Genomic DNA, 18,371 nt, shown 5'->3' with positions numbered 1-18,371 from the left:
TTGATATATCAAGCAGTTTCCCAATATACCCCCTCCCGCTATGCTCCGATTGAGCTTCTCAATTTGTTTTCCCAAATTATTTCCCTGGATATTTCCCAACGTTCCATTTTCGTGCCTCCTGCCCTTCTTTCTGCTAATTTATTCCAATTCGACGGGCACTTTTTGGCTCTTCACCACAACATGTACTTGACAAGCAATACGGTTTCCTGAACAAAGATGTGCAAAAATCACTGATTTGTTGATTTTCCCTCACAAGCGTAAATAGGGTATGTTCAGAAAAAATCAAGTACAACTTTTGGTGAAGAGCCCACTTTTTATTTTCTTGGTATTTTGTACCAATTAGCTCCTCAAAACCTGAAACCCTTTGTGCGGCAAGGGATTGGAGGCTTTGGTGGGGCTTGAGTGGGATGGACATGAATTATTTTCTCTTGACATAGTAGGGAATTTAAAATGGGTTGATCAGGATCCTGCGGTTGGTTTGCCAAAGTAGGCAAGGGGAAGGTCGTTTTTTAATATTGCCACACCTGGCATGTGATACAATATTGAAAAGATAGAAAGTCGGTATAACCTTGGATACTTGCAATAACACTGCATGAAAGGGATGGAAATATGGACTGTTGTGCTCCGACAAACCGTGTGGGAACGATGAAAACGAATTGCCCGAACTGCGGGCAAAACGGACGACGGGTGCCGCTGATCACGCTCAAGTCGTTGTTGAAACCTGCGGCTTTGGCGACGCTTGAACCTGACCGTGATTACGCCTTTTGCCCGAACCCGTCCTGCGAAACGGTCTATTTTGCGTGGGACGGTTCGCTGACTTTTGCCGTAGGAGACTTGAAAGTGCCCGTGTTTCAAAAGGATTCGGACATGGATGTTCCTGTTTGTTACTGTTTTGACTGGACGCGGGAACGCATTGAGCGAGCTGTGCGGAACGGCGGAGAGCCGCTTCAGGAAATCAAAGCCCATGTCCAGGCAGGGCGATGCGGTTGTGAAGTGAACAACCCCCAGGGGGCTTGTTGCATGGGGAACGTGGCGGAATTTATATTCGACAGGTGAACGGGAACTGACCTGTTGAACATGGATCGGTTGCACGCTTATCCAACCATCTTTTAACCAATCATCGACCTGCACAATTATCAGCACCTGCCCATCCGCATATGACATAGAAGTTCTTCAAAAAAACAGGAGGGAACTTCTATGTTTTTGATTCCAGAGCACCAGGAGAGGTACGAGCATTTCTTGAAGCCTTTGTATGGAATGCTACTTGAAATTTCGTGGTTGTTGCGGCTCTTGCAGTACCAGTTTTTTGCCTGCGGAGTTAAAACCGAATGTGAACTACCAGATAAGGGTGAAGTTCGTAGGGACAGGGGATAGGAATTATGTGGTATGCGACGAATGTTATAATTTAATTCGAAGCGAGTTTCCTGATTTATTTGCAAATCAATGATTTTACATAGATGCGAACAGTGTTCATGAAAGGATGGGAAAAATGACCCTAACAGATAGGATTATAACTTTATTAACAGAGAAGGATGGGTTAACAGATCGGGAAATTACTGATATCTTATTGGGTAAAAATAATCCGCAACAATCAGTGAATCAAGCCTGTAGAAATTTGGCGAATAGAGGTTTGCTTAGGCGGGTTGTCCGTAAGGATGGTTTAATAGGTAATTTTTTAACCGATGACGGATTAGTAGTGAATTCGGCTCAAGGAAACGATTCCAAGATAACAGAGAATACAGATTCGAAGTTGAAAGAAGACTATATTAAAGAGGTCTTGCAGGCATACCTGCATTCAGAAGGATGGGAAACACAAATTGCGTGGGGAAAAACACCTGGAATTGATATAAACGCAATCCGAGGTAATGAGCGTTGGATTATTGAGGTGAAGGGTCTAGGAACATCAAATCCAATGAACGTGAATTATTTCTTAGGGGTATTGGCGGAAACTTTGCAAAGAATGGAGGATCCCAATGCCAAATACAGCATCGCATTACCAGATGTGAAACAGTTTCGAAATCTTTGGGACAGGCTACCTCTGTTAGCGAAGAAGAGAACAGGAATCACGGCATTATTTATCGATGAACAAGGCAATGTCAGCGAGTGCCTATGATAAAACCTAAAGATTGGTCTGTCATACCTAGCACCCTCTTTAGCTTTCCTGTCACGAATTGACACTTGAAAAATGGAGATCATTTGGCTGAGTTGGTTAGACAGGCGGGAAGAGTCTAACCTGTTCGGGTTTCATGGCGGCGAATGGCCACCGCTTTTTGAGGGTTTCTTTTCCTCGCGATGCTTCGCCCGTGTGCTCTTGTCACGCCAGACTGGGCCATTGCATAAGATAGTAGCAGATTCCAAGTGTGAGGAGAGTGAACAGGCAATTGAATCCGAATTACGCCCATCCGTATATTAGCACTCAGTGGCCTTACCCGATGTCCAGTTACTGCCCCCCTCATTATGACTGGTGGAGCTGGTCACCGTATGCTTATGGTATGCTACAACATGCAAGGAACGACAGGTTTCCTCCCATCAAATTGAGAGATTACGGCGGAAAACCGTTCGTTGTCAATATTGAGAGAGCCGCCGAGCAAAATCAAAATTTCCGAACCGCATTATGGACAGGAAAACATTTGCAAGTGACGTTGATGAGCATTGAGGTAGGAGGAGATATTGGACTGGAAGTTCATCCGAATGTGGACCAGTTTATTCGTATTGAACAAGGACAGGGTCTTGTGCAGATGGGGGAACGAAAAGACCGTCTGGATTTTGAAAGAAGAGTGTCCGAAGGTGACGCGATCATGATTCCAGCTGGGACGTGGCATAATGTGACCAATATAGGGCATGTTCCCTTGAAGCTATATTCCATTTATGCTCCGCCCGAGCATCCGTTTGGCACGGTTCACAGGACGAAAGCCGAGGCCATGGCCGATTATCGGTGACTGATTTGGCAGTTTCGTTGGAAACCAGAGTTATGTCAGGTTTTCAATTGATTATGGGAAAAAGTAGCCGCAGAGCCCTTCGTCAGGGGTGTTCTGCGGTTTTTGCTTTCAAACGAGGGGTGCCGCCTGCAACATTTAGGGGTTCGTTTGGCAGAACGTCGCGGCTGATCAAAGCGTTTGTGCAGCTTGTTCGCTTCGGTTGGGCGTAGGCGCAATCTTGCGTGTTTCCGGTTGTCATTTTTGCCTCATTGGCGCTGACGAAGATCGCGCCGCTTCCGCTATTGCCGCGGTATGATTGGCTGCTTGTTATTTGCCTTCTCATGCAATGGTGGATGGTGCGGTCACGGCTGGAAACGCGGGATGAACTCAAAGTGATCACCTTGTTCCACGTCATTGGACTTGCGCTCGAGCTGTTTAAAGTGCGCATGGGTTCGTGGTCGTATCCGGAAGAGGGGTATACGAAAATCTTTGGCGTGCCCTTGTACAGCGGGTTTATGTATGCGAGCGTCGCCAGCTATCTTTGCCAGGCGTGGAGAAGGCTGAAGGTGGAGTTGGTGCAATGGCCGCCGTTTTGGATGGTCGTTCCTCTCGCTTCGGCGATTTACTTGAATTTTTTCACCCACCATTATTGGGTGGACGTTCGTTGGTGGCTCTCGAGCCTCGTCATGCTTGTCTTTTGGCGGTCATGGGTGACGTATGAGGTTGGGGGAATCCGCTACCGGATGCCGCTTGTTTTGTCCTTTTTGCTGATCGGGTTTTTCATCTGGATCGCTGAAAACATCGCCACCTTTTTTGGCGCTTGGCAATATCCAAACCAGGCGAAGGCGTGGAGCCTCGTTCACGTAGGAAAAGTGAGCTCCTGGTGTTTGTTGGTCATTGTCAGTTTTCTCATCGTGGCGACGTTAAAGCAAGTGAAGGGGAGATACCTCCATAACGAACAATCCCTGTGACAGGAGCGATGGAGCGTTTACTTGAAGATGGAAAATCATTGTAAGCCGAGCAGGGCGGGGATTTGGCTGGTCGTTGCTCGGCTTTTGGCATTCATGAGGATCGTGGATGAAGCAGATGAAGGCTGCTCCTTATGGAAGCTGTGCTTTGATTTCTTCCATTTGCGCGAGGTGGCGCTGTTCATGATAGCCGACAAATTCCACCCATTGCTTCAAATTCAACGGCCCAAAAACCGGATGCGGAAACGATTTGGCTTCCAAATCGGCCGGATTGGCTTGCTCCGTGATTTGGCGCAACCGCTGCCGCGATTGGCGTAATTTTTCTTCCAGTTCGTGTCGAGTGAAAAAGCGGTTGTCCGGGCGGGCGAAATCAGGCGCCTCCACTTTTTTCGAACGATCAACGGTCAAGTGGATCGGTTTCTCCTCGACCGGTTGGCTCTCGCCATGCGTCAATGTATAGGCGATCATGGCTGCGATCGATGTTTCGATTAAGTACAGGTGTTCGAGCACTTGGGCGATCGTCCAACTTCCGTCCGCCACTCGAGTGTTCAGCTGTTCGTCCGACAGCCCGGAAACGCTTTTGATCAGCTGTTGGCGCACTCGCTCATTATGATCCATCATGTTTCCCTCATTTCGATGTAGATTTGGTTTCATCGTACGATAAGGAAGATCAACCGTAAAGCCGTTTTGTGTTCGCCGTGATCATGGTTTTGACTTGTTCGATATCTCGGCCATAGTGTGCCGCCACGGCTCGCGCGGAGTCCAATAGCCATAACGGCGTCGTCAGTTTTCCGGCAAACGGGCCTGCAAACGGCCATGGGCCATCGGTTTCAAGGAGCAGCTGCTCGATGGGAACGAGGGATAACAGCTGCTTGTCGCGCTCGCGGTAGCACACTTCCGGCGTGACGGAGATGTAGTAGCCGCATTGGACGATTTGTTTGACCACGGCAGGCTCGGCCTTCAGCCAGTGGAAATGGGCTTGTCGGACGCCAGCTTGCTGCAAGATGGCCAAGGCGGTTTCGGCGCGGTCGTAGACGGCGTGAAGGGCGAGCGGCAAGGAGGCATCCGCGGCGATGGCCGCAATTTCAGTTAATCGTTCTTGATACGCGGGCAGCTTGGCGCATGCTTCCGCTGAATAGTATGGCAGCCCGACTTCGCCGATGGCGGCGAGCAGCGGCCGCTCTTGCTTGACAAGTTCTGTCCATTCGTTCCAATCGGCTTCGCTTGGCAGCGGTTGCTCGGGATGAAAGCCGATGGCGGCGTAGACGAAGGAAGGGAACCGCTGTTTCAACTCAAGCGTTCGGCAGCTGGAGCGCAAATCGGTGGATACGGCGACGACGCCGGTGATGCCCGCTTCTTGCCAACGGTTGATTTGTTCATCGATGTCCGTGTACTGGTCGAGATGAATATGAGCGTCGATCATCCACAGCGACCTCCCCCTGTTCCTTTTGCCGTCCCGCTGGCTGAGGCTTTCCGCCTTTTCATCCCCACTCCTTATCAATCTGGTACTTGCGGATGCGGTATTGCAAGTTTTGTCGGCTCAAACCAAGCGCTTTAGCCGTTTTGGTGATGTTGAAGCCGTGATGCTGCAGCGCCTTGCGGATGTAGTAAATTTCGACTTCTTCCATGTATTTGTCAAGCGGCAAAATGTCTTCCGTATCAAATAAAAAGTCCGTTTTCGTTTCGTCGGGCGCCAGCTTGGCTCGAAAAGGGGCAGGCAGATGGGCGAGGGTGATGGTTTGTTCTTGTTCCATCGTCGCCATCGTTTCCAAAATGACGGCCTCAAGCTCGCGCACGTTGCCGGGCCAGCTGTAAGCGAGAAACGCCTCTTGCACGTCATCGCCGAGTCCTTCGACATGTAGGCCATAGCGCTCGTTGCCTTGACGGATGAAATGGATAGCGAGCGGCAAAATGTCCTCTTTCCGTTCGCGCAACGGCGGCAGGACGATGCAGTGGACGGCAATTTGGTAGTAAAGCGATTTGAGCAATTCTCCGTTTTGGACCGCGTCAATCGGGTCGCCGCTTGTCGAGGCGATGAGGCGAACGTCCGCACGAACCGGTTCTTGGCCATGGGCGCGGACAAACTGTTTTTCTTGCAGGAAACGGGCAAGTTTTTGTTGAAGCGGCAGGCTTAACGAGTCAATATCGTCAAGCAGGACGGTGCCGCCGTCCGCTTGTTCAAACAAGCCGGGCTGGATCTCGCCGTCTTCTTCGCTGCCAAACAGCATCGTTTCCATCCAATCGTCCGGAAGCGACAAACACGTTTGCGCAAAAAACGGCTTGGCTCGCCGTTCGCTTTCGTGGTGAATGCAGGAAGCGAGCAAGTCTTTTCCTGTCCCTTTCTCCCCAATGAGCAGCACAGACGCCTCGGAGCGGGCGGCATGACGAGCAAGGCGGATGGCCTTTTGCATGGCTTCGCTTTGGCCGATGATGTCCGCAAACGTGCGACCGGCTTCACCGCGTTGGTGGTGCTCTTGGATCAGCTTGCGGAATTTGGTGATGTCTTTGGCGATTTCCACTGCACCGATGATGCGCCCGTCTTTTTGCAGCGGGTGTGTTTGATTGACCGTTGTCACGGCTTGTCCTTTGTTATTGAAATAAGTTTGCTGCTTGTTCAGAATGCTTTCACCGGTGCGCAGCGCTTCAAGCAATGTGCTCGGCTGCTCCGGGTTGAAGCGGAAGACGTCCAAAATATTTTTATCGAGCACGTCCTCGATGTTCATACCCTCGATGTCCCGCATTTTCCGGTTGTAAATGACGGTTTTCCCATGTTGATCGACCGCATGGACGCCAAGGTCGATCATTTCGAGAATTTGCTCATACATTGATAAAAGCGTTTCCATATCCCGGTTCACGATCAGCACCTCTCTTTTTTGTATTATAGCATAAGGTGGACGGGAGACAGGAAGGGAAAGAAAGATGTGAAAAAATTTTTTGCTAAATATATTGAAAATAGAAAAAAATCATTTCATAATAAAGTTGTAATACATTAGAAATTGAAAAATAATTTTGCATAAAAGGAGGTTGCTGTTCGTTTGATAAAAATGTAAGCGGTTGCGGAATCTATCATAGAGAGGGGAGAGTTTTCGGATGCAACCAGTGCAAGAACTGAAACGAGAGCTAAAAAGCAGGCATTTATTTATGATCGCGCTAGGCGGAGTGATCGGCACCGGTTTGTTTTTAGGATCGGGTTATACGATTCATGAGGCGGGGCCAGGAGGGGCCGTCGTTGCTTATCTTTTTGGCGGATTGGTCATGTATTTGACAATGCTTTCGTTAGGAGAATTGGCCGTGAGAATTCCTGATGCCGGGTCGTATCAGACGTATGCGACGAAGTTCATCTCGCCGGCAGTGGGGTATTGCATCGGTTGGCTGTCATGGCTGAACTGGTCGGTGACGGTCGGCATCGAGCTTCTCACTGTCAGCATCCTCATGAAACGATGGTTTCCCGATGTGCCGACATGGGTGTTTTGCGCCGTCTTTGCTTTATTGTTGTTTTTGATCAATGCGTTGTCTGTCAAAGGATTTGGCGAGGTGGAGTTTTGGTTTTCGAGCATCAAGGTGCTGACGGTCATCGCCTTTATTGTTCTTGGTCTGGCGGCGATGTTCGGAGTCATCCATATGAAAAATGGACAACCCGCTCCGTTTTTCTCGAATTTTACTGATCATGGCGGATTGTTTCCAAACGGGTTTTGGGCCATCTTTACGACCATGATCCTTGTGAACTTTTCGTTCCAAGGGACGGAATTGGTCGGCGTGGCCGCGGGGGAAAGCCGCGAGCCGGAAAAAACGGTGCCGGTTGCGTTGCGCAACACCGTATGGCGCATTTTGATCTTCTTTATTTTGGCCATTTTTGTGCTGGCTGGTTTGTTTCCGTGGGAGAAAGCCGGCGTCGTTGAGAGTCCGTTTGTGGTGGTGTTTGACAATATCGGCATTCCGTATGCGGCCGATATTATGAACTTTGTGATTATTACCGCGGTGTTGTCGGTGGCCAACTCGGGCTTATATGCGACATCGCGCGTCCTCTGGTCGATGTCGCGCCAAGGCATGGTCACTCCGTTTTTCAGCAAGCTATCGAAACGCGGCGTGCCCATCAATGCGCTTATTGCCAGCATTGCCATCGGCTGCTTGTCTCTGTTGTGCAGCGTGTATGCGGAAGATACGGTGTACGTCTGGCTGACGGCGATCGCCGGGTTTGGCGCCGTCACGGTGTGGGCTTCCATCGCGCTGTCAAGCTATTTCGGCCGGAAAGCGTTTTTGCGCGAAGGCGGCGATGTGCGCGATCTGAAATACCGGACGCCGTTGTATCCGTTCGTGCCGCTGGCCGCGTTTGCGTTGAATATGGCGACGATCATCGGACTGGCCTTTATCCCAGATCAACGGATCGCTCTTTACTGCGGCATTCCGTTTTTGCTCGCTTGCTACGGGTACTACCACCTTGTGGCGAAAAAACGGCTTCAGCCTCTAAATGCGGAAAAGGGGGAGCTCAAGGCCGCCAAGTAAAAACAATTGAAAAAAGCCATAATCATTTGCATAATATAACTATGAAATCGTTTTATAACGAAAAATTTTTTTGCCTTTAAAAGGAGGATGACGAAATGGTGCAGCCGTACAGACACGAACCGCTCACCGACTTTACCGTGGAAGCGAACCGTGAAGCGTTTTTAGCGGCGCTCAAAAAAGTGGAATCGGAGCTTGGGCGCGATTATCCGCTTGTGATCGGCGGCGAGCGGGTGATGACGGAAGACAAAATCACTTCGATCAATCCGGCGAACAAAACGGAAGTGGTCGGCCGGGTGGCGAAAGCGAACAAAGAGCTGGCGGAGCGGGCGATGAAAACCGCTGATGAGGCGTTCCGCACATGGAGCCGGATGAGCCCGGAAGCGCGGGCCGATATTTTGTTCCGGGCGGCGGCGATCGTACGCCGGCGCAAGCACGAGTTTTCCGCTTGGCTGGTGAAAGAAGCAGGCAAACCGTGGCGCGAAGCGGATGCCGATACCGCGGAAGCGATTGACTTTATGGAATATTACGGCCGGCAAATGTTGAAGTTGAAAGACGGCATTCCGGTCGAAAGCCGTCCGGGGGAAACGAACCGGTTTTTCTATATCCCGCTTGGCGTCGGGGTTGTCATTTCGCCGTGGAACTTCCCGTTTGCCATTATGGCGGGAACAACGGTCGCTTCGCTTGTCACGGGCAATACGGTGCTGTTGAAACCGGCGAGCGCAACGCCGGTGGTGGCGTATAAATTTGTGGAAGTGTTGGAAGAAGCGGGGCTTCCGGCTGGTGTATTGAACTATATCCCGGGCAGCGGCGCGGAAGTCGGCGACTATTTGGTTGACCATCCGCGCACAAGATTTATCAGCTTCACCGGATCGCGGGATGTCGGCATCCGCATTTATGAGCGGGCAGCGAAAGTGCACCCAGGGCAAATTTGGCTGAAACGCGTCATCGCGGAAATGGGTGGCAAAGACGCCATCGTCGTCGATAAAGAAGCCGATCTCGAACTGGCGGCGCAATCGATCGTCGCGTCAGCGTTTGGCTTCTCGGGACAAAAATGCTCGGCGTGCTCGCGCGCGATTGTTGTTCAAGATGTCTACGACCAAGTGTTGAACCGCGTCGTCGAGCTGACGAAACAGCTCAACGTCGGCGACCCGGCAGAGCAAGCGACGTTTATGGGCCCGGTCATCGACCAAGGGGCGTACAACAAAATTATGGAGTATATCGAAATCGGCAAACAAGAAGGCCGTCTCATGACGGGCGGAGAAGGAGACGACTCGAAAGGATTCTTCATCCAGCCGACCGTGTTTGCTGATGTCGACCCGAACGCGCGCATCATGCAGGAGGAAATTTTCGGACCGGTCGTGGCGTTTGCGAAAGCGCGCGACTTTGACCATGCGCTTGAGATCGCGAACAATACGGAATACGGATTGACAGGCGCCGTCATTTCGCGCAATCGGGCGAATCTCGAAAAAGCGCGGCACGAGTTCCATGTCGGCAACTTGTACTTCAACCGCGGCTGCACGGGGGCCATTGTCGGCTATCAGCCGTTTGGCGGCTTTAACATGTCAGGCACCGACTCGAAAGCTGGCGGCCCGGACTATTTGATTCTCCATATGCAAGCGAAAACCGTATCGGAAATGTTTTAATGGCGGGGCGGCCGCAGCCGCCCTTTTCCTGTAATGGAACGTTGGTCCGTCAATCGTCGGATGAAGGCAAACGTTGTCCGTGAAGGTGGAGAGTGAGGAAAAAAAGGGGGATTTTGATGACGACAAAATCGCAACAGCTCATCGAACAAACGGAACGATATGGAGCACGAAATTATCATCCATTGCCGATTGTCATTTCGGAAGCGGAAGGGGTATGGGTGAAAGACCCAGAGGGCAACCGCTATATGGACATGTTAAGCGCTTATTCCGCTGTCAACCAAGGCCATCGCCATCCGAAGATTATTGAAGCGTTGAAAAAGCAAGCCGATCGGGTGACGCTCACATCGCGCGCGTTCCATAACGACCAGCTCGGCCCGTGGTACGAAAAAGTGTGCCGGTTGACGAAAAAAGAGATGGTGCTGCCGATGAACACCGGCGCCGAGGCGGTGGAAACGGCGCTCAAGGCGGCGCGCCGTTGGGCGTATGATGTAAAAGGCGTTCCGGACAACGAAGCGGAAATCATCGTTTGTGAAGGCAATTTCCACGGCCGGACGCTCGCCGCGGTGTCCTTGTCGTCCGAACCGGCCTATAAACGCGGTTTTGGGCCGCTTTTGCCCGGAGTGAAAATCATCCCGTACGGCGACATCGAAGCGTTGAAAGCGGCGATTACACCGAATACGGCGGCGTTTCTTGTCGAACCGATCCAAGGGGAAGCCGGCATCCGCATTCCACCGCAAGGCTTTTTAAAAGCCGCGTATGACGTGTGCAAGGAAAACAACGTGTTGTTCATCGCTGATGAAATTCAAACGGGGTTGGGGCGAACAGGAAAGTTATTTGCCTGCGACTGGGAAGATGTCGTGCCTGATATGTATATTTTAGGGAAAGCGTTGGGCGGCGGGGTGTTCCCGATTTCCTGCGTCGTCGCCAACCGCGACATTTTGTCGGTGTTTGAACCCGGCTCGCACGGATCGACGTTCGGCGGCAACCCGCTTGCTTGCGCGGTGTCGATCGCGGCGCTCGAAGTGATTGAAGAAGAGCGTCTAGCGGAGCGTTCGCTTGAGCTTGGCGAATACTTCCTTTCGAAACTAAAACAAATCCGAAACGACGATATTAAAGAGATCCGCGGCCGCGGCTTATTTATCGGCGTTGAGCTGCATGTGCCGGCGCGTCCGTACTGTGAGGCGCTGAAAGAGCAAGGATTGCTTTGCAAGGAAACGCATGAGACGGTCATTCGCTTCGCACCGCCGCTCATCATTACGAAAGAGGAATTGGATTGGGCGTTCGAACGGATTGCGAATGTCTTGTCCCGTCCATAAATCGAGTCAAAGAGGCGAATGAGACGATGGAAGAAAATATGTTTCTCTCCACCCAGCGCGTGATCAAAGAGGCGCTGGCCAAACTCGGCTACGGCGAGGAGATGTATGAGCTGCTCAAAGAACCATTGCGCGTCCTTACCGTACGCATTCCCGTCCGTATGGATGACGGAACGGTGAAAGTGTTTACCGGCTACCGCGCCCAGCATAGCGATGCCGTAGGGCCGACCAAGGGAGGCATTCGTTTTCATCCAGATGTCACCGAGGAAGAAGTCAAGGCGCTGTCGATGTGGATGACGATCAAAGCCGGAATTGTCGGTTTGCCGTATGGCGGCGGCAAAGGTGGCATCGTCTGCGACCCGCGGAACATGTCGATGGGTGAGCTGGAGCGGCTCAGCCGCGGCTATGTGCGGGCGATCAGTCAGATCGTGGGGCCATCCAAAGATATCCCTGCGCCGGACGTGTTTACCAACTCGCAAATTATGGCGTGGATGATGGATGAATATAGCCGCATCCGCGAATTTGATTCCCCTGGCTTTATCACCGGCAAGCCGCTTGTGCTCGGCGGCTCCCAAGGTCGGGAAAAAGCAACGGCGCTCGGTGTCACGATTTGCATCGAAGAAGCAGCGAAAAAAGCGGGAATCGAGTTGCAGGGGGCGCGGGTCATTATTCAAGGATTCGGCAATGCAGGCAGCTTTTTGGCCAAGTTTTTGCATGAAGCTGGAGCTCGCGTCATTGGCATTTCCGATGCGTATGGCGCGTTGTATGACCCGAACGGACTGGATATTCCGTATTTGTTGGATCGCCGCGACAGTTTTGGCACGGTGACAACGCTGTTTGAGAATGTCATCACCAATCAAGAGCTGCTGGAAAAAGAGTGTGATATTTTAGTTCCGGCCGCGGTAGCGAATCAAATTACGCGTGACAATGCCGCGAATATTCGCGCTAAAATTGTGGTCGAGGCGGCCAACGGCCCGACGACGCTGGAAGCGACCAAAATCTTGACGGAGCGGGGTGTGCTATTGGTGCCTGATGTGCTGGCGAGCGCTGGCGGGGTGACTGTTTCCTATTTTGAATGGGTGCAAAACAACCAAGGCTATTATTGGACGGAAGAGGAAATTGTCGAGAAGTTGAAAGAGAAATTGACGAGCGCGTTTCATCGCGTCTATGAATTGGCGGAATCGCGCCGTGTGGATATGCGCATGGCGGCGTACATGATCGGGCTGCGTCAAACAGCAGAAGCAGCTCGCTACCGCGGTTGGGTATAATCACGGAAAAAGTTGTTGCTAGGGGGGCGTGCCGTCCATCCTCATCTGCTTGGGGGTGGGCGGCCTTTCGTTTGCGAGACGCCGATGAAGCCGGTGATATCGAAGGGAGAGCGAAAGCAAGCTGCTTTTCTTTTTTGCAAAGGATCTTTTTTTGTACTACCATATCATATACATACATTATGAGGAAAGAGACATGCGTACATACAATGAGCCGTGCGGAAGGGAGAGAATGGCGCCATGCAGGCGTGGATCACGAATGTAATGGAACAATTCGGCTATATCGGCATTTTTCTCATGATTGCACTGGAAAATATCTTCCCGCCGATTCCGTCGGAAGTCATTTTGCCGTTTGGCGGATTTATGACGACGTACACGTCATTGACGGTGCCTGGCGTTATTGCGGCGGCGACCGCCGGTTCGGTTGCCGGGGCATTGGTGCTGTACGGAATCGGCCGGCTGTTGTCTGTTGAACGGCTCGAACGGATGGTCGACCGTTGGGGGAGATGGCTGCGGGTGAAGCCGGAAGACATCGCCAAGGCGAACCGGACGTTTCACCGTTATGGGGTATGGGCCGTCTTTCTTGGCCGCATGATTCCGTTGGTGCGCAGCTTGATTTCCATCCCGGCGGGCATGGCGAAGATGAACATTTGGCTGTTCGTCTGGCTGTCAGTGCTCGGCACACTTATTTGGAATACAGCGCTAGTCTCGATCGGCGCGGCGCTCGGCCAATCGTGGGGGAAAGTGTCCGAGGTGATCGGGATGTACGCTGAAGTGGTTTACGTCGTGATGGCCATTGCGCTTGCAGCATCCGCTGTGCGTTTATGGAAAAGACGCCGGACATCATAAGATGCCCCGGCGTCTTTCGTCTTCACCATTTTAGCAACAAATAGATGAAATACGGTGCACCGATCAACGAGACGACCACTCCCTTCGGAAGCGGTTCGGCGAGAACGTTGCGTCCGATCGTATCAGCTGTAAGCAGCAGTCAACCGCCGATGAGCATCGATACCGGCCGATGCTTCAAATCGGTTGTTTTCGTGACTTCAAGCGCCCAGTCAATTGCTTCGTAGTCTCGTTTCGTCAGGCGGCCAAACCCTTTTTGGTATGGGAAGCGGCCGTAGGAGACGAGTTCGCCGACGGTCAACCCGCTTGTTGCTTCCGGCATTTGCGGCAAAATGGCCATTTTTTTCGCCAGCTCTTTCGTCGGTTGTTGCGAAATGGCCTGGCCGTCCAAAATGACGGCGCCGGACTGCGGGGAAATGATGCGCGTCAACGTCTTGAGCAGCGTCGATTTTCCGCATCCGTTTGGTCCAATAATGGCTGTGATTTGTCGGTCGGGAATGCGGACGGACAAATGTTCGAAAATCGTTCGGTCATCGTAGCGAACGGTCAATTCTTTAGCATATAGGCGAACCATGCGGCCACCTCCTTCTGGATCAGGAAAATGAGAATCAATATCAATAACAATCTTATTATAGCGCATCCAATGAAAAAAACAATGATTTTTTGAAAATGGGAATCAATTTTACTTGCAAAGAAGTGACTAATGAGTGTTGCGAAATAACAACATTTTTTAGCTGAATAACGGCAGAACTGCAACAAATTCGTTCTGTTTGTTGCAAAATTGCAACAATATGTTGTTGTTTGGCAACAAGCGATCAAGTAAGATGAATTTTAGAAGGTTGGTGATTTAAGGGGAAATGCTGCTCTCCAACAGTGTTTCTCAAATTGAAAAACCTTGCAACACCATAACTTCCTTCCTTACGATTTCTCACAAACCGAGCGAATCCGTTGTTTTTCACCAGCCTTCTAGGGACTTGTTTTTTCTGAATAGTGGGAACTTGTTTTTTGGCACAAAAATTGCTTGAGTAGAAAATAAGGCGGAACGGTGGGAGAGGAAATGGCAATGATGGTCGGAGACATCATGGTGAAGACAAAGGCAGTAATTTTTGAAAGCGATTCCCTTGATGAAGCGGCTCGGACATTCTTTGAATACGGACTTGATGGGATGGTCGTATGCCGTTGCAGTGAGGAAATCGTCGGCGTGGTGGCGGTCAAAGACGTGTTGTTCGGTCTTGCTCAAGGGAAAACAACTGTGCGTGAGGTGATGCGCCCGTCGCTGCCGCCGCTTTCCATTCACGACCGTGTGGAGGGGATCGAGTTTGGCGGCGGTCCGCTCCGGCCCGTTGTCGATGAGAGCGGACGCCTTGTCGGTGTGTTGACGAAAGAGCAGCATTTGACGGCATATGCGAAGGCGGCACAACTCCGCTTAAAACATTTGGATGCCATTTTCAACGCCGCCCATAACGGCATTTTATCGATCGACGCAAAAGGGCGGATTACATCGATCAATCCACCGGCTGAGAAAATGGCGCGGACGACGAAAGAAGAAGCCATCGGCAAGTTTTTGACCGATGTCGTGATCCCGTCTGGCTTGCTCGAGGTCGTGCGCACCGGCAAAGGGCATACGGAAAAATACCGCGTCGGCAAGCGCGTCTATATTACAAACCGCTCGCCAATTATCGACGAGGGGAAGGTCGTTGGGGCGGTCGGGGTGTTTCAAGACATTTCCGAGATTGAATTTATCTCCAACGAACTTGAGACCGTCAAGCGCATCGTCAATGAGCTGCAAACGGTGATGGAGGCATCCAGCGACGGCATCGCCATCACGGACCGCAGTGGAATGATCACGCGGCGAAACAAAAAATGGGATGCGCTGTTTCTAGGAACGGAGCAAGAGCGGGTGACCGCCCCGCTTGACCGGGTCGTTCGACAGGCGCTTGACGGCCGCCAGCCATGCTCGATGCTTCATCAGGGGACGGAAACGGGAAACATTTGGATCGTTTCCGCGGTGCCGATCATCGAGGAAGATGGGCGGGCGGAGCGGGTTGTTCTCTACGTCAAAGATATGACCGAGATGGAACAGCTGCGCTCGGAACTGGAGGAGACGAAACGGCTCCTTCATATGTTGGGCCGTCAGGAAGAAGATCATCTCATTTACCGCGCTCCAGCGATGGCGCATGTTGTCAATATCGCCCGCCAAGCGGCGGCTGTCGATGTGACGTTGTTGTTGACCGGAGAGTCGGGCACCGGGAAAGAGGAATTGGCGAATTACATTTGGAAACAAAGCGCCCGCCGCGCCCGACCGTTTGTGAAAGTGAATTGCGGGGCGATCCCCGAGACGTTGATGGAGTCTGAACTGTTCGGCTACGAGCCGGGGGCGTTCACCGGAGCGGCGAAGAAAGGGAAAAAAGGCTATTTCGAGCAGGCGGATGGCGGGACGATTTTTCTCGATGAAATCAGTGAAATTCCGCTTCACTTGCAAGTGAAGCTCCTTCGCGTGTTGCAGTCGATGGAAATCATGAGGTTGGGGGCGGAGGCGCCGAAGCGGATCGATGTGCGTGTCATCGCCGCGACGAACAAGCCGCTTGAGGAGCTTGTTGCCGCTGGGCGGTTTCGCGCTGATTTGTTTTACCGGCTGAACGTGATGCCGATTGCCATTCCGCCGCTGCGCGACCGGAAAGAAGATATCCCGCTCTTGGTTGACCATTACCGAAAGCGGTTTGCGGAAAAGTATCAAAAGCCGCTCGTGTTTACCGATGGGGCGCTGGCGGCGATGATGGACTATCACTGGCCCGGCAACGTCCGAGAGCTCGTCAATGTTGTAGAACGTATGTTTGTGACCGCCGTTTCCCCAGTCGTTGACGAACACCAAGTGGCGAAATGGCTCCACCTTGAACCGGAGCCAGCTGCGAGCCCGGTGGCGGTCGGAGAGATCATCCCGCTCAAACAGGCAACGGCTGAGGTCGAGCGCCAGCTCATCATCAAGGCGCTTCACAAGGCGAAGACGTATCGGCGAGCTGCGAAACTGCTTGGTGTCGATGCGTCGACACTCGTGCGCAAGGCGCAAAAATATGGAATTCAATCATGGGGAGGGGAAGAAGATGGATTTCACGCTGCCAGCCGAGATTGAATTTTTAAAAGAAAACGTCCGCAAATTTGTGAGAGAAGTTGTCGAACCGGTGGCGATGGATATTGAGGAAAATGACCAGATTCCGCAAGATATCATTGAAAAGTCGAAAGAAATGGGGCTGTTTGGATTAAGCATTCCGGAAGAGTACGGAGGCCTCGGTTTGTCAATGGTCGGCAAATGTGCCATTTATGAAGAGCTCGGCAAAACGCATAACGGCTATACAACACTCATTGGCGCTCATACTGGCATCGGCACGGTCGGCATCGTTGAGCTGGGCACGGAAGAACAGAAGCGGCGCTACTTGCCGAAAATGGCGACGGGCGAATGGATCGGCGCTTTCGCCTTAACCGAGCCGAGTGCTGGCTCGAACGCCGCCGCGATTAAAACGACCGCCGTCCGCAAAGGCGACCGCTACATCATTAACGGCTCGAAACATTACATTACGAACGCTGTCGACGCCCATGTGTTTACCGTCATGGCAGTCACCGATCCGTCGAAAGGTCCGAAAGGCATCACGTCCTTTATCGTGGAAAAAGATTTTCCCGGTTTTATCGTAGGAAACGTGGAGCGGAAAATGGGGCTGCGCGGATCGCATTCAGCCGAGCTGTTTTTTGACAACTTGGAAGTGCCGGTCGAAAACGTGCTCGGAAAAGAGGGAGAAGGCTATGTCAACGCCTTGAAAATTTTAGCGAACGGCCGCGCTGGTCTTGCTGCCCGCAACCTCGGCTCATGCATCCGCCTCCTAGAATACTGCATGGAATATGCCGAACAGCGCGAACAGTTCGGCAAGCCGATCATCGAGCAGCAAGCGATCCAGCATATGCTGGCGGAAATGAGCATGTTGATCGAAGTGCTGCGCTCGACCGTCTACCGCGTCGCCTGGATGGTCGACCAAAAGATGCGCGTCGTCAAAGAAGCGGCCATCGCCAAACTGTTCGGCTCGGAAGTGTACAACAAAATCGCTGACATGGCCGTGCAAATCCACGGCGGCCTCGGCTACATGAAAGACTACCCGATCGAACGCTACTTCCGCGATGCCCGCATCACGAAGATTTACGAAGGCACCTCGGAAATCCAGCGCAACATCATTGCGAGCGAACTGCGGAGAGAATACGGAAAAGTGCGGGTTTGACACTCCACACGCCTAAAGGGCGTGGGATTCTTGGGTCGTTCGCGTCCTCATCCATTTCTGGTTCGGACAACGCCCAAGTTCAGGGGTGTGTCATCACCCCGTCCCATCGGGTTAAGATGTACCCCGATGGGCGGCGCACCTGTGACCAGTGCGCTAGGTTAGGCGGCGAAGCCTGAAATCGCTTTGGCGATGTTGATCGCGCCATTCAAGTCAGCGTGGAGAGTGTATCCGCACTTTTGGCATCGGAAGCGGATGCCGTTTCGGTTCGCTTTCTCTCGATGCCCGCATCGGCATGTTTGGCTTGTATAGGTCGGCTTCACCCACTCCACCCGAATGCCCGCCATTTCCGCTTTATAGGCAATCATCGTTTGCAATTGATGAAACGACCAGGAATGAAGGCTTCGTCCTGCTTCTTTGGCCGATGTTGCCCGTTTTCGAATCCCCGTCAACTCTTCCATCCGAATCACGCCAACACCGTTGGCAAGGGCAAAACGGACGATTTGACGGCTGATTTTATGGTTTATATCCTTCATCCAGCGGGACTCTTTACGGCCGATTTTGCGAATCATATGGAGCTTCTTGGCTTTGCCCAACGTTCGCCGCAAAGCCGCATATCGTCGGCGAATGAAGGCGCATCGGTTCCCTTTGAAAAA

General features: G+C 52.0%; 15 protein-coding genes and 2 pseudogenes. 11 read left to right on the top strand and 6 right to left on the bottom strand.

Annotated features, from left to right (window positions below; translation table 11 throughout):
• Positions 1–609 precede the first annotated feature (609 nt).
• The 4 genes from BRO54_RS16445 to BRO54_RS16430 all read left to right on the top strand — a co-directional run bounded on the left by BRO54_RS16445 (position 610) and on the right by BRO54_RS16430 (position 3,889).
• Entirely contained in the window at positions 610–1,056 is a 447-nt protein-coding gene (locus tag BRO54_RS16445) for a putative iron-sulfur cluster-binding metallochaperone (protein ID WP_014194633.1), read from the top strand.
• 433 nt (positions 1,057–1,489) lie between these two features.
• Positions 1,490–2,113, top strand: a complete 624-nt coding sequence (locus tag BRO54_RS16440; protein WP_015373749.1) for a hypothetical protein — start codon at positions 1,490–1,492, stop codon at positions 2,111–2,113.
• Positions 2,114–2,381: 268 nt separating this feature from the next.
• The gene (locus BRO54_RS16435) at positions 2,382–2,939 is read left to right on the top strand and encodes a cupin domain-containing protein (protein ID WP_084544565.1); all 558 of its coding nucleotides are present in this window, start codon (positions 2,382–2,384) and stop codon (positions 2,937–2,939) included.
• Positions 2,940–3,160: 221 nt separating this feature from the next.
• The gene (locus tag BRO54_RS16430) at positions 3,161–3,889 is read left to right on the top strand and encodes a DUF817 domain-containing protein (protein WP_239691287.1); all 729 of its coding nucleotides are present in this window, start codon (positions 3,161–3,163) and stop codon (positions 3,887–3,889) included.
• Positions 3,890–4,018: 129 nt separating this feature from the next.
• Here BRO54_RS16430 and BRO54_RS16425 read toward each other — a convergent pair whose 3' ends face one another.
• The 3 genes from BRO54_RS16425 to BRO54_RS16415 are packed head-to-tail and all read right to left on the bottom strand — an operon-like array spanning position 4,019 to position 6,741.
• The gene (locus tag BRO54_RS16425) at positions 4,019–4,507 is read right to left on the bottom strand and encodes a DinB family protein (RefSeq protein ID WP_081823155.1); all 489 of its coding nucleotides are present in this window, start codon (positions 4,505–4,507) and stop codon (positions 4,019–4,021) included.
• A 49-nt stretch (positions 4,508–4,556) separates the two neighbouring features.
• The gene (locus BRO54_RS16420) at positions 4,557–5,309 is read right to left on the bottom strand and encodes a TatD family hydrolase (RefSeq protein WP_074044631.1); all 753 of its coding nucleotides are present in this window, start codon (positions 5,307–5,309) and stop codon (positions 4,557–4,559) included.
• 58 nt (positions 5,310–5,367) lie between these two features.
• Positions 5,368–6,741, bottom strand: a complete 1,374-nt coding sequence (locus BRO54_RS16415) for a sigma-54 interaction domain-containing protein (protein ID WP_074044632.1) — start codon at positions 6,739–6,741, stop codon at positions 5,368–5,370.
• Positions 6,742–6,976: 235 nt separating this feature from the next.
• Between BRO54_RS16415 and BRO54_RS16410 the strand changes: the two genes are divergently transcribed.
• The 5 genes from BRO54_RS16410 (at position 6,977) to BRO54_RS16390 (ending at position 13,459) form a co-directional block, all read left to right on the top strand.
• The gene (locus BRO54_RS16410; RefSeq protein WP_033024512.1) at positions 6,977–8,389 is read left to right on the top strand and encodes an amino acid permease; all 1,413 of its coding nucleotides are present in this window, start codon (positions 6,977–6,979) and stop codon (positions 8,387–8,389) included.
• 95 nt (positions 8,390–8,484) lie between these two features.
• On the top strand, positions 8,485–10,032 hold the full coding sequence (pruA, locus tag BRO54_RS16405) for an L-glutamate gamma-semialdehyde dehydrogenase (RefSeq protein WP_033024513.1): 1,548 nt from the start codon (positions 8,485–8,487) through the stop codon (positions 10,030–10,032).
• Between the two features lie 116 nt (positions 10,033–10,148).
• On the top strand, positions 10,149–11,348 hold the full coding sequence (locus tag BRO54_RS16400; RefSeq protein WP_074044630.1) for an ornithine--oxo-acid transaminase: 1,200 nt from the start codon (positions 10,149–10,151) through the stop codon (positions 11,346–11,348).
• 26 nt (positions 11,349–11,374) lie between these two features.
• Positions 11,375–12,613 (top strand): Glu/Leu/Phe/Val family dehydrogenase, encoded by a 1,239-nt coding sequence (locus BRO54_RS16395; protein ID WP_033024515.1) that lies wholly within the window; start codon positions 11,375–11,377, stop codon positions 12,611–12,613.
• 237 nt (positions 12,614–12,850) lie between these two features.
• Complete coding sequence (locus BRO54_RS16390; protein ID WP_074044629.1) at positions 12,851–13,459, top strand: DedA family protein; 609 nt, start codon at positions 12,851–12,853, stop codon at positions 13,457–13,459.
• A 22-nt stretch (positions 13,460–13,481) separates the two neighbouring features.
• Here BRO54_RS16390 and BRO54_RS20930 read toward each other — a convergent pair.
• Positions 13,482–13,625 (bottom strand): annotated as a pseudogene (locus BRO54_RS20930) (iron chelate uptake ABC transporter family permease subunit); the annotation flags it as partial.
• A pseudogene (locus tag BRO54_RS16385) lies at positions 13,602–14,030 on the bottom strand (ABC transporter ATP-binding protein); the annotation flags it as partial. The pseudogenes BRO54_RS16385 and BRO54_RS20930, both read right to left, overlap by 24 nt.
• 483 nt (positions 14,031–14,513) lie before the next feature.
• On the opposite strand from BRO54_RS16385, the gene BRO54_RS16380 reads away from it, so the two are divergent.
• Positions 14,514–16,586, top strand: coding sequence for a sigma-54-dependent Fis family transcriptional regulator (locus tag BRO54_RS16380; protein WP_074044628.1), 2,073 nt, complete (start codon positions 14,514–14,516; stop codon positions 16,584–16,586).
• Positions 16,558–17,718, top strand: coding sequence for an acyl-CoA dehydrogenase family protein (locus BRO54_RS16375; RefSeq protein WP_074044627.1), 1,161 nt, complete (start codon positions 16,558–16,560; stop codon positions 17,716–17,718). The genes BRO54_RS16380 and BRO54_RS16375 overlap by 29 nt, the downstream gene beginning before the upstream one ends.
• A 158-nt stretch (positions 17,719–17,876) precedes the next feature.
• Here the strand turns inward: BRO54_RS16375 and BRO54_RS16370 are convergent.
• Positions 17,877–18,371, bottom strand: a 495-nt coding sequence (locus BRO54_RS16370) for an RNA-guided endonuclease TnpB family protein (RefSeq protein ID WP_139268067.1), incomplete at its 5' end; no start/stop codon positions are given.

The sequence above is a fragment of the Geobacillus proteiniphilus genome (assembly GCF_001908025.1).
In the GTDB taxonomy this organism is placed as follows: domain Bacteria; phylum Bacillota; class Bacilli; order Bacillales; family Anoxybacillaceae; genus Geobacillus; species Geobacillus proteiniphilus.
Note: the sequence above shows the minus strand (reverse complement) of the source record. Positions and strands in the feature narration are given on the sequence as shown.

What these genes read in the sequence shown, in the direction of transcription:
- BRO54_RS16445 (WP_014194633.1), top strand. Translation starts at nt 610, where the DNA reads ATGGACTGTTGTGCTCCGACAAACCGTGTGGGAACGATGAAAACGAAT.
- BRO54_RS16410 (WP_033024512.1), top strand. Translation starts at nt 6,977, where the DNA reads ATGCAACCAGTGCAAGAACTGAAACGAGAGCTAAAAAGCAGGCATTTA.
- BRO54_RS16400 (WP_074044630.1), top strand. Translation starts at nt 10,149, where the DNA reads ATGACGACAAAATCGCAACAGCTCATCGAACAAACGGAACGATATGGA.
- BRO54_RS16425 (WP_081823155.1), bottom strand. Translation starts at nt 4,507, where the DNA reads ATGATGGATCATAATGAGCGAGTGCGCCAACAGCTGATCAAAAGCGTT.
- BRO54_RS16380 (WP_074044628.1), top strand. Translation starts at nt 14,514, where the DNA reads ATGGCAATGATGGTCGGAGACATCATGGTGAAGACAAAGGCAGTAATT.
- BRO54_RS16440 (WP_015373749.1), top strand. Translation starts at nt 1,490, where the DNA reads ATGACCCTAACAGATAGGATTATAACTTTATTAACAGAGAAGGATGGG.
- BRO54_RS16375 (WP_074044627.1), top strand. Translation starts at nt 16,558, where the DNA reads ATGGATTTCACGCTGCCAGCCGAGATTGAATTTTTAAAAGAAAACGTC.
- BRO54_RS16395 (WP_033024515.1), top strand. Translation starts at nt 11,375, where the DNA reads ATGGAAGAAAATATGTTTCTCTCCACCCAGCGCGTGATCAAAGAGGCG.
- BRO54_RS16390 (WP_074044629.1), top strand. Translation starts at nt 12,851, where the DNA reads ATGCAGGCGTGGATCACGAATGTAATGGAACAATTCGGCTATATCGGC.
- pruA (WP_033024513.1), top strand. Translation starts at nt 8,485, where the DNA reads ATGGTGCAGCCGTACAGACACGAACCGCTCACCGACTTTACCGTGGAA.
- BRO54_RS16420 (WP_074044631.1), bottom strand. Translation starts at nt 5,309, where the DNA reads ATGATCGACGCTCATATTCATCTCGACCAGTACACGGACATCGATGAA.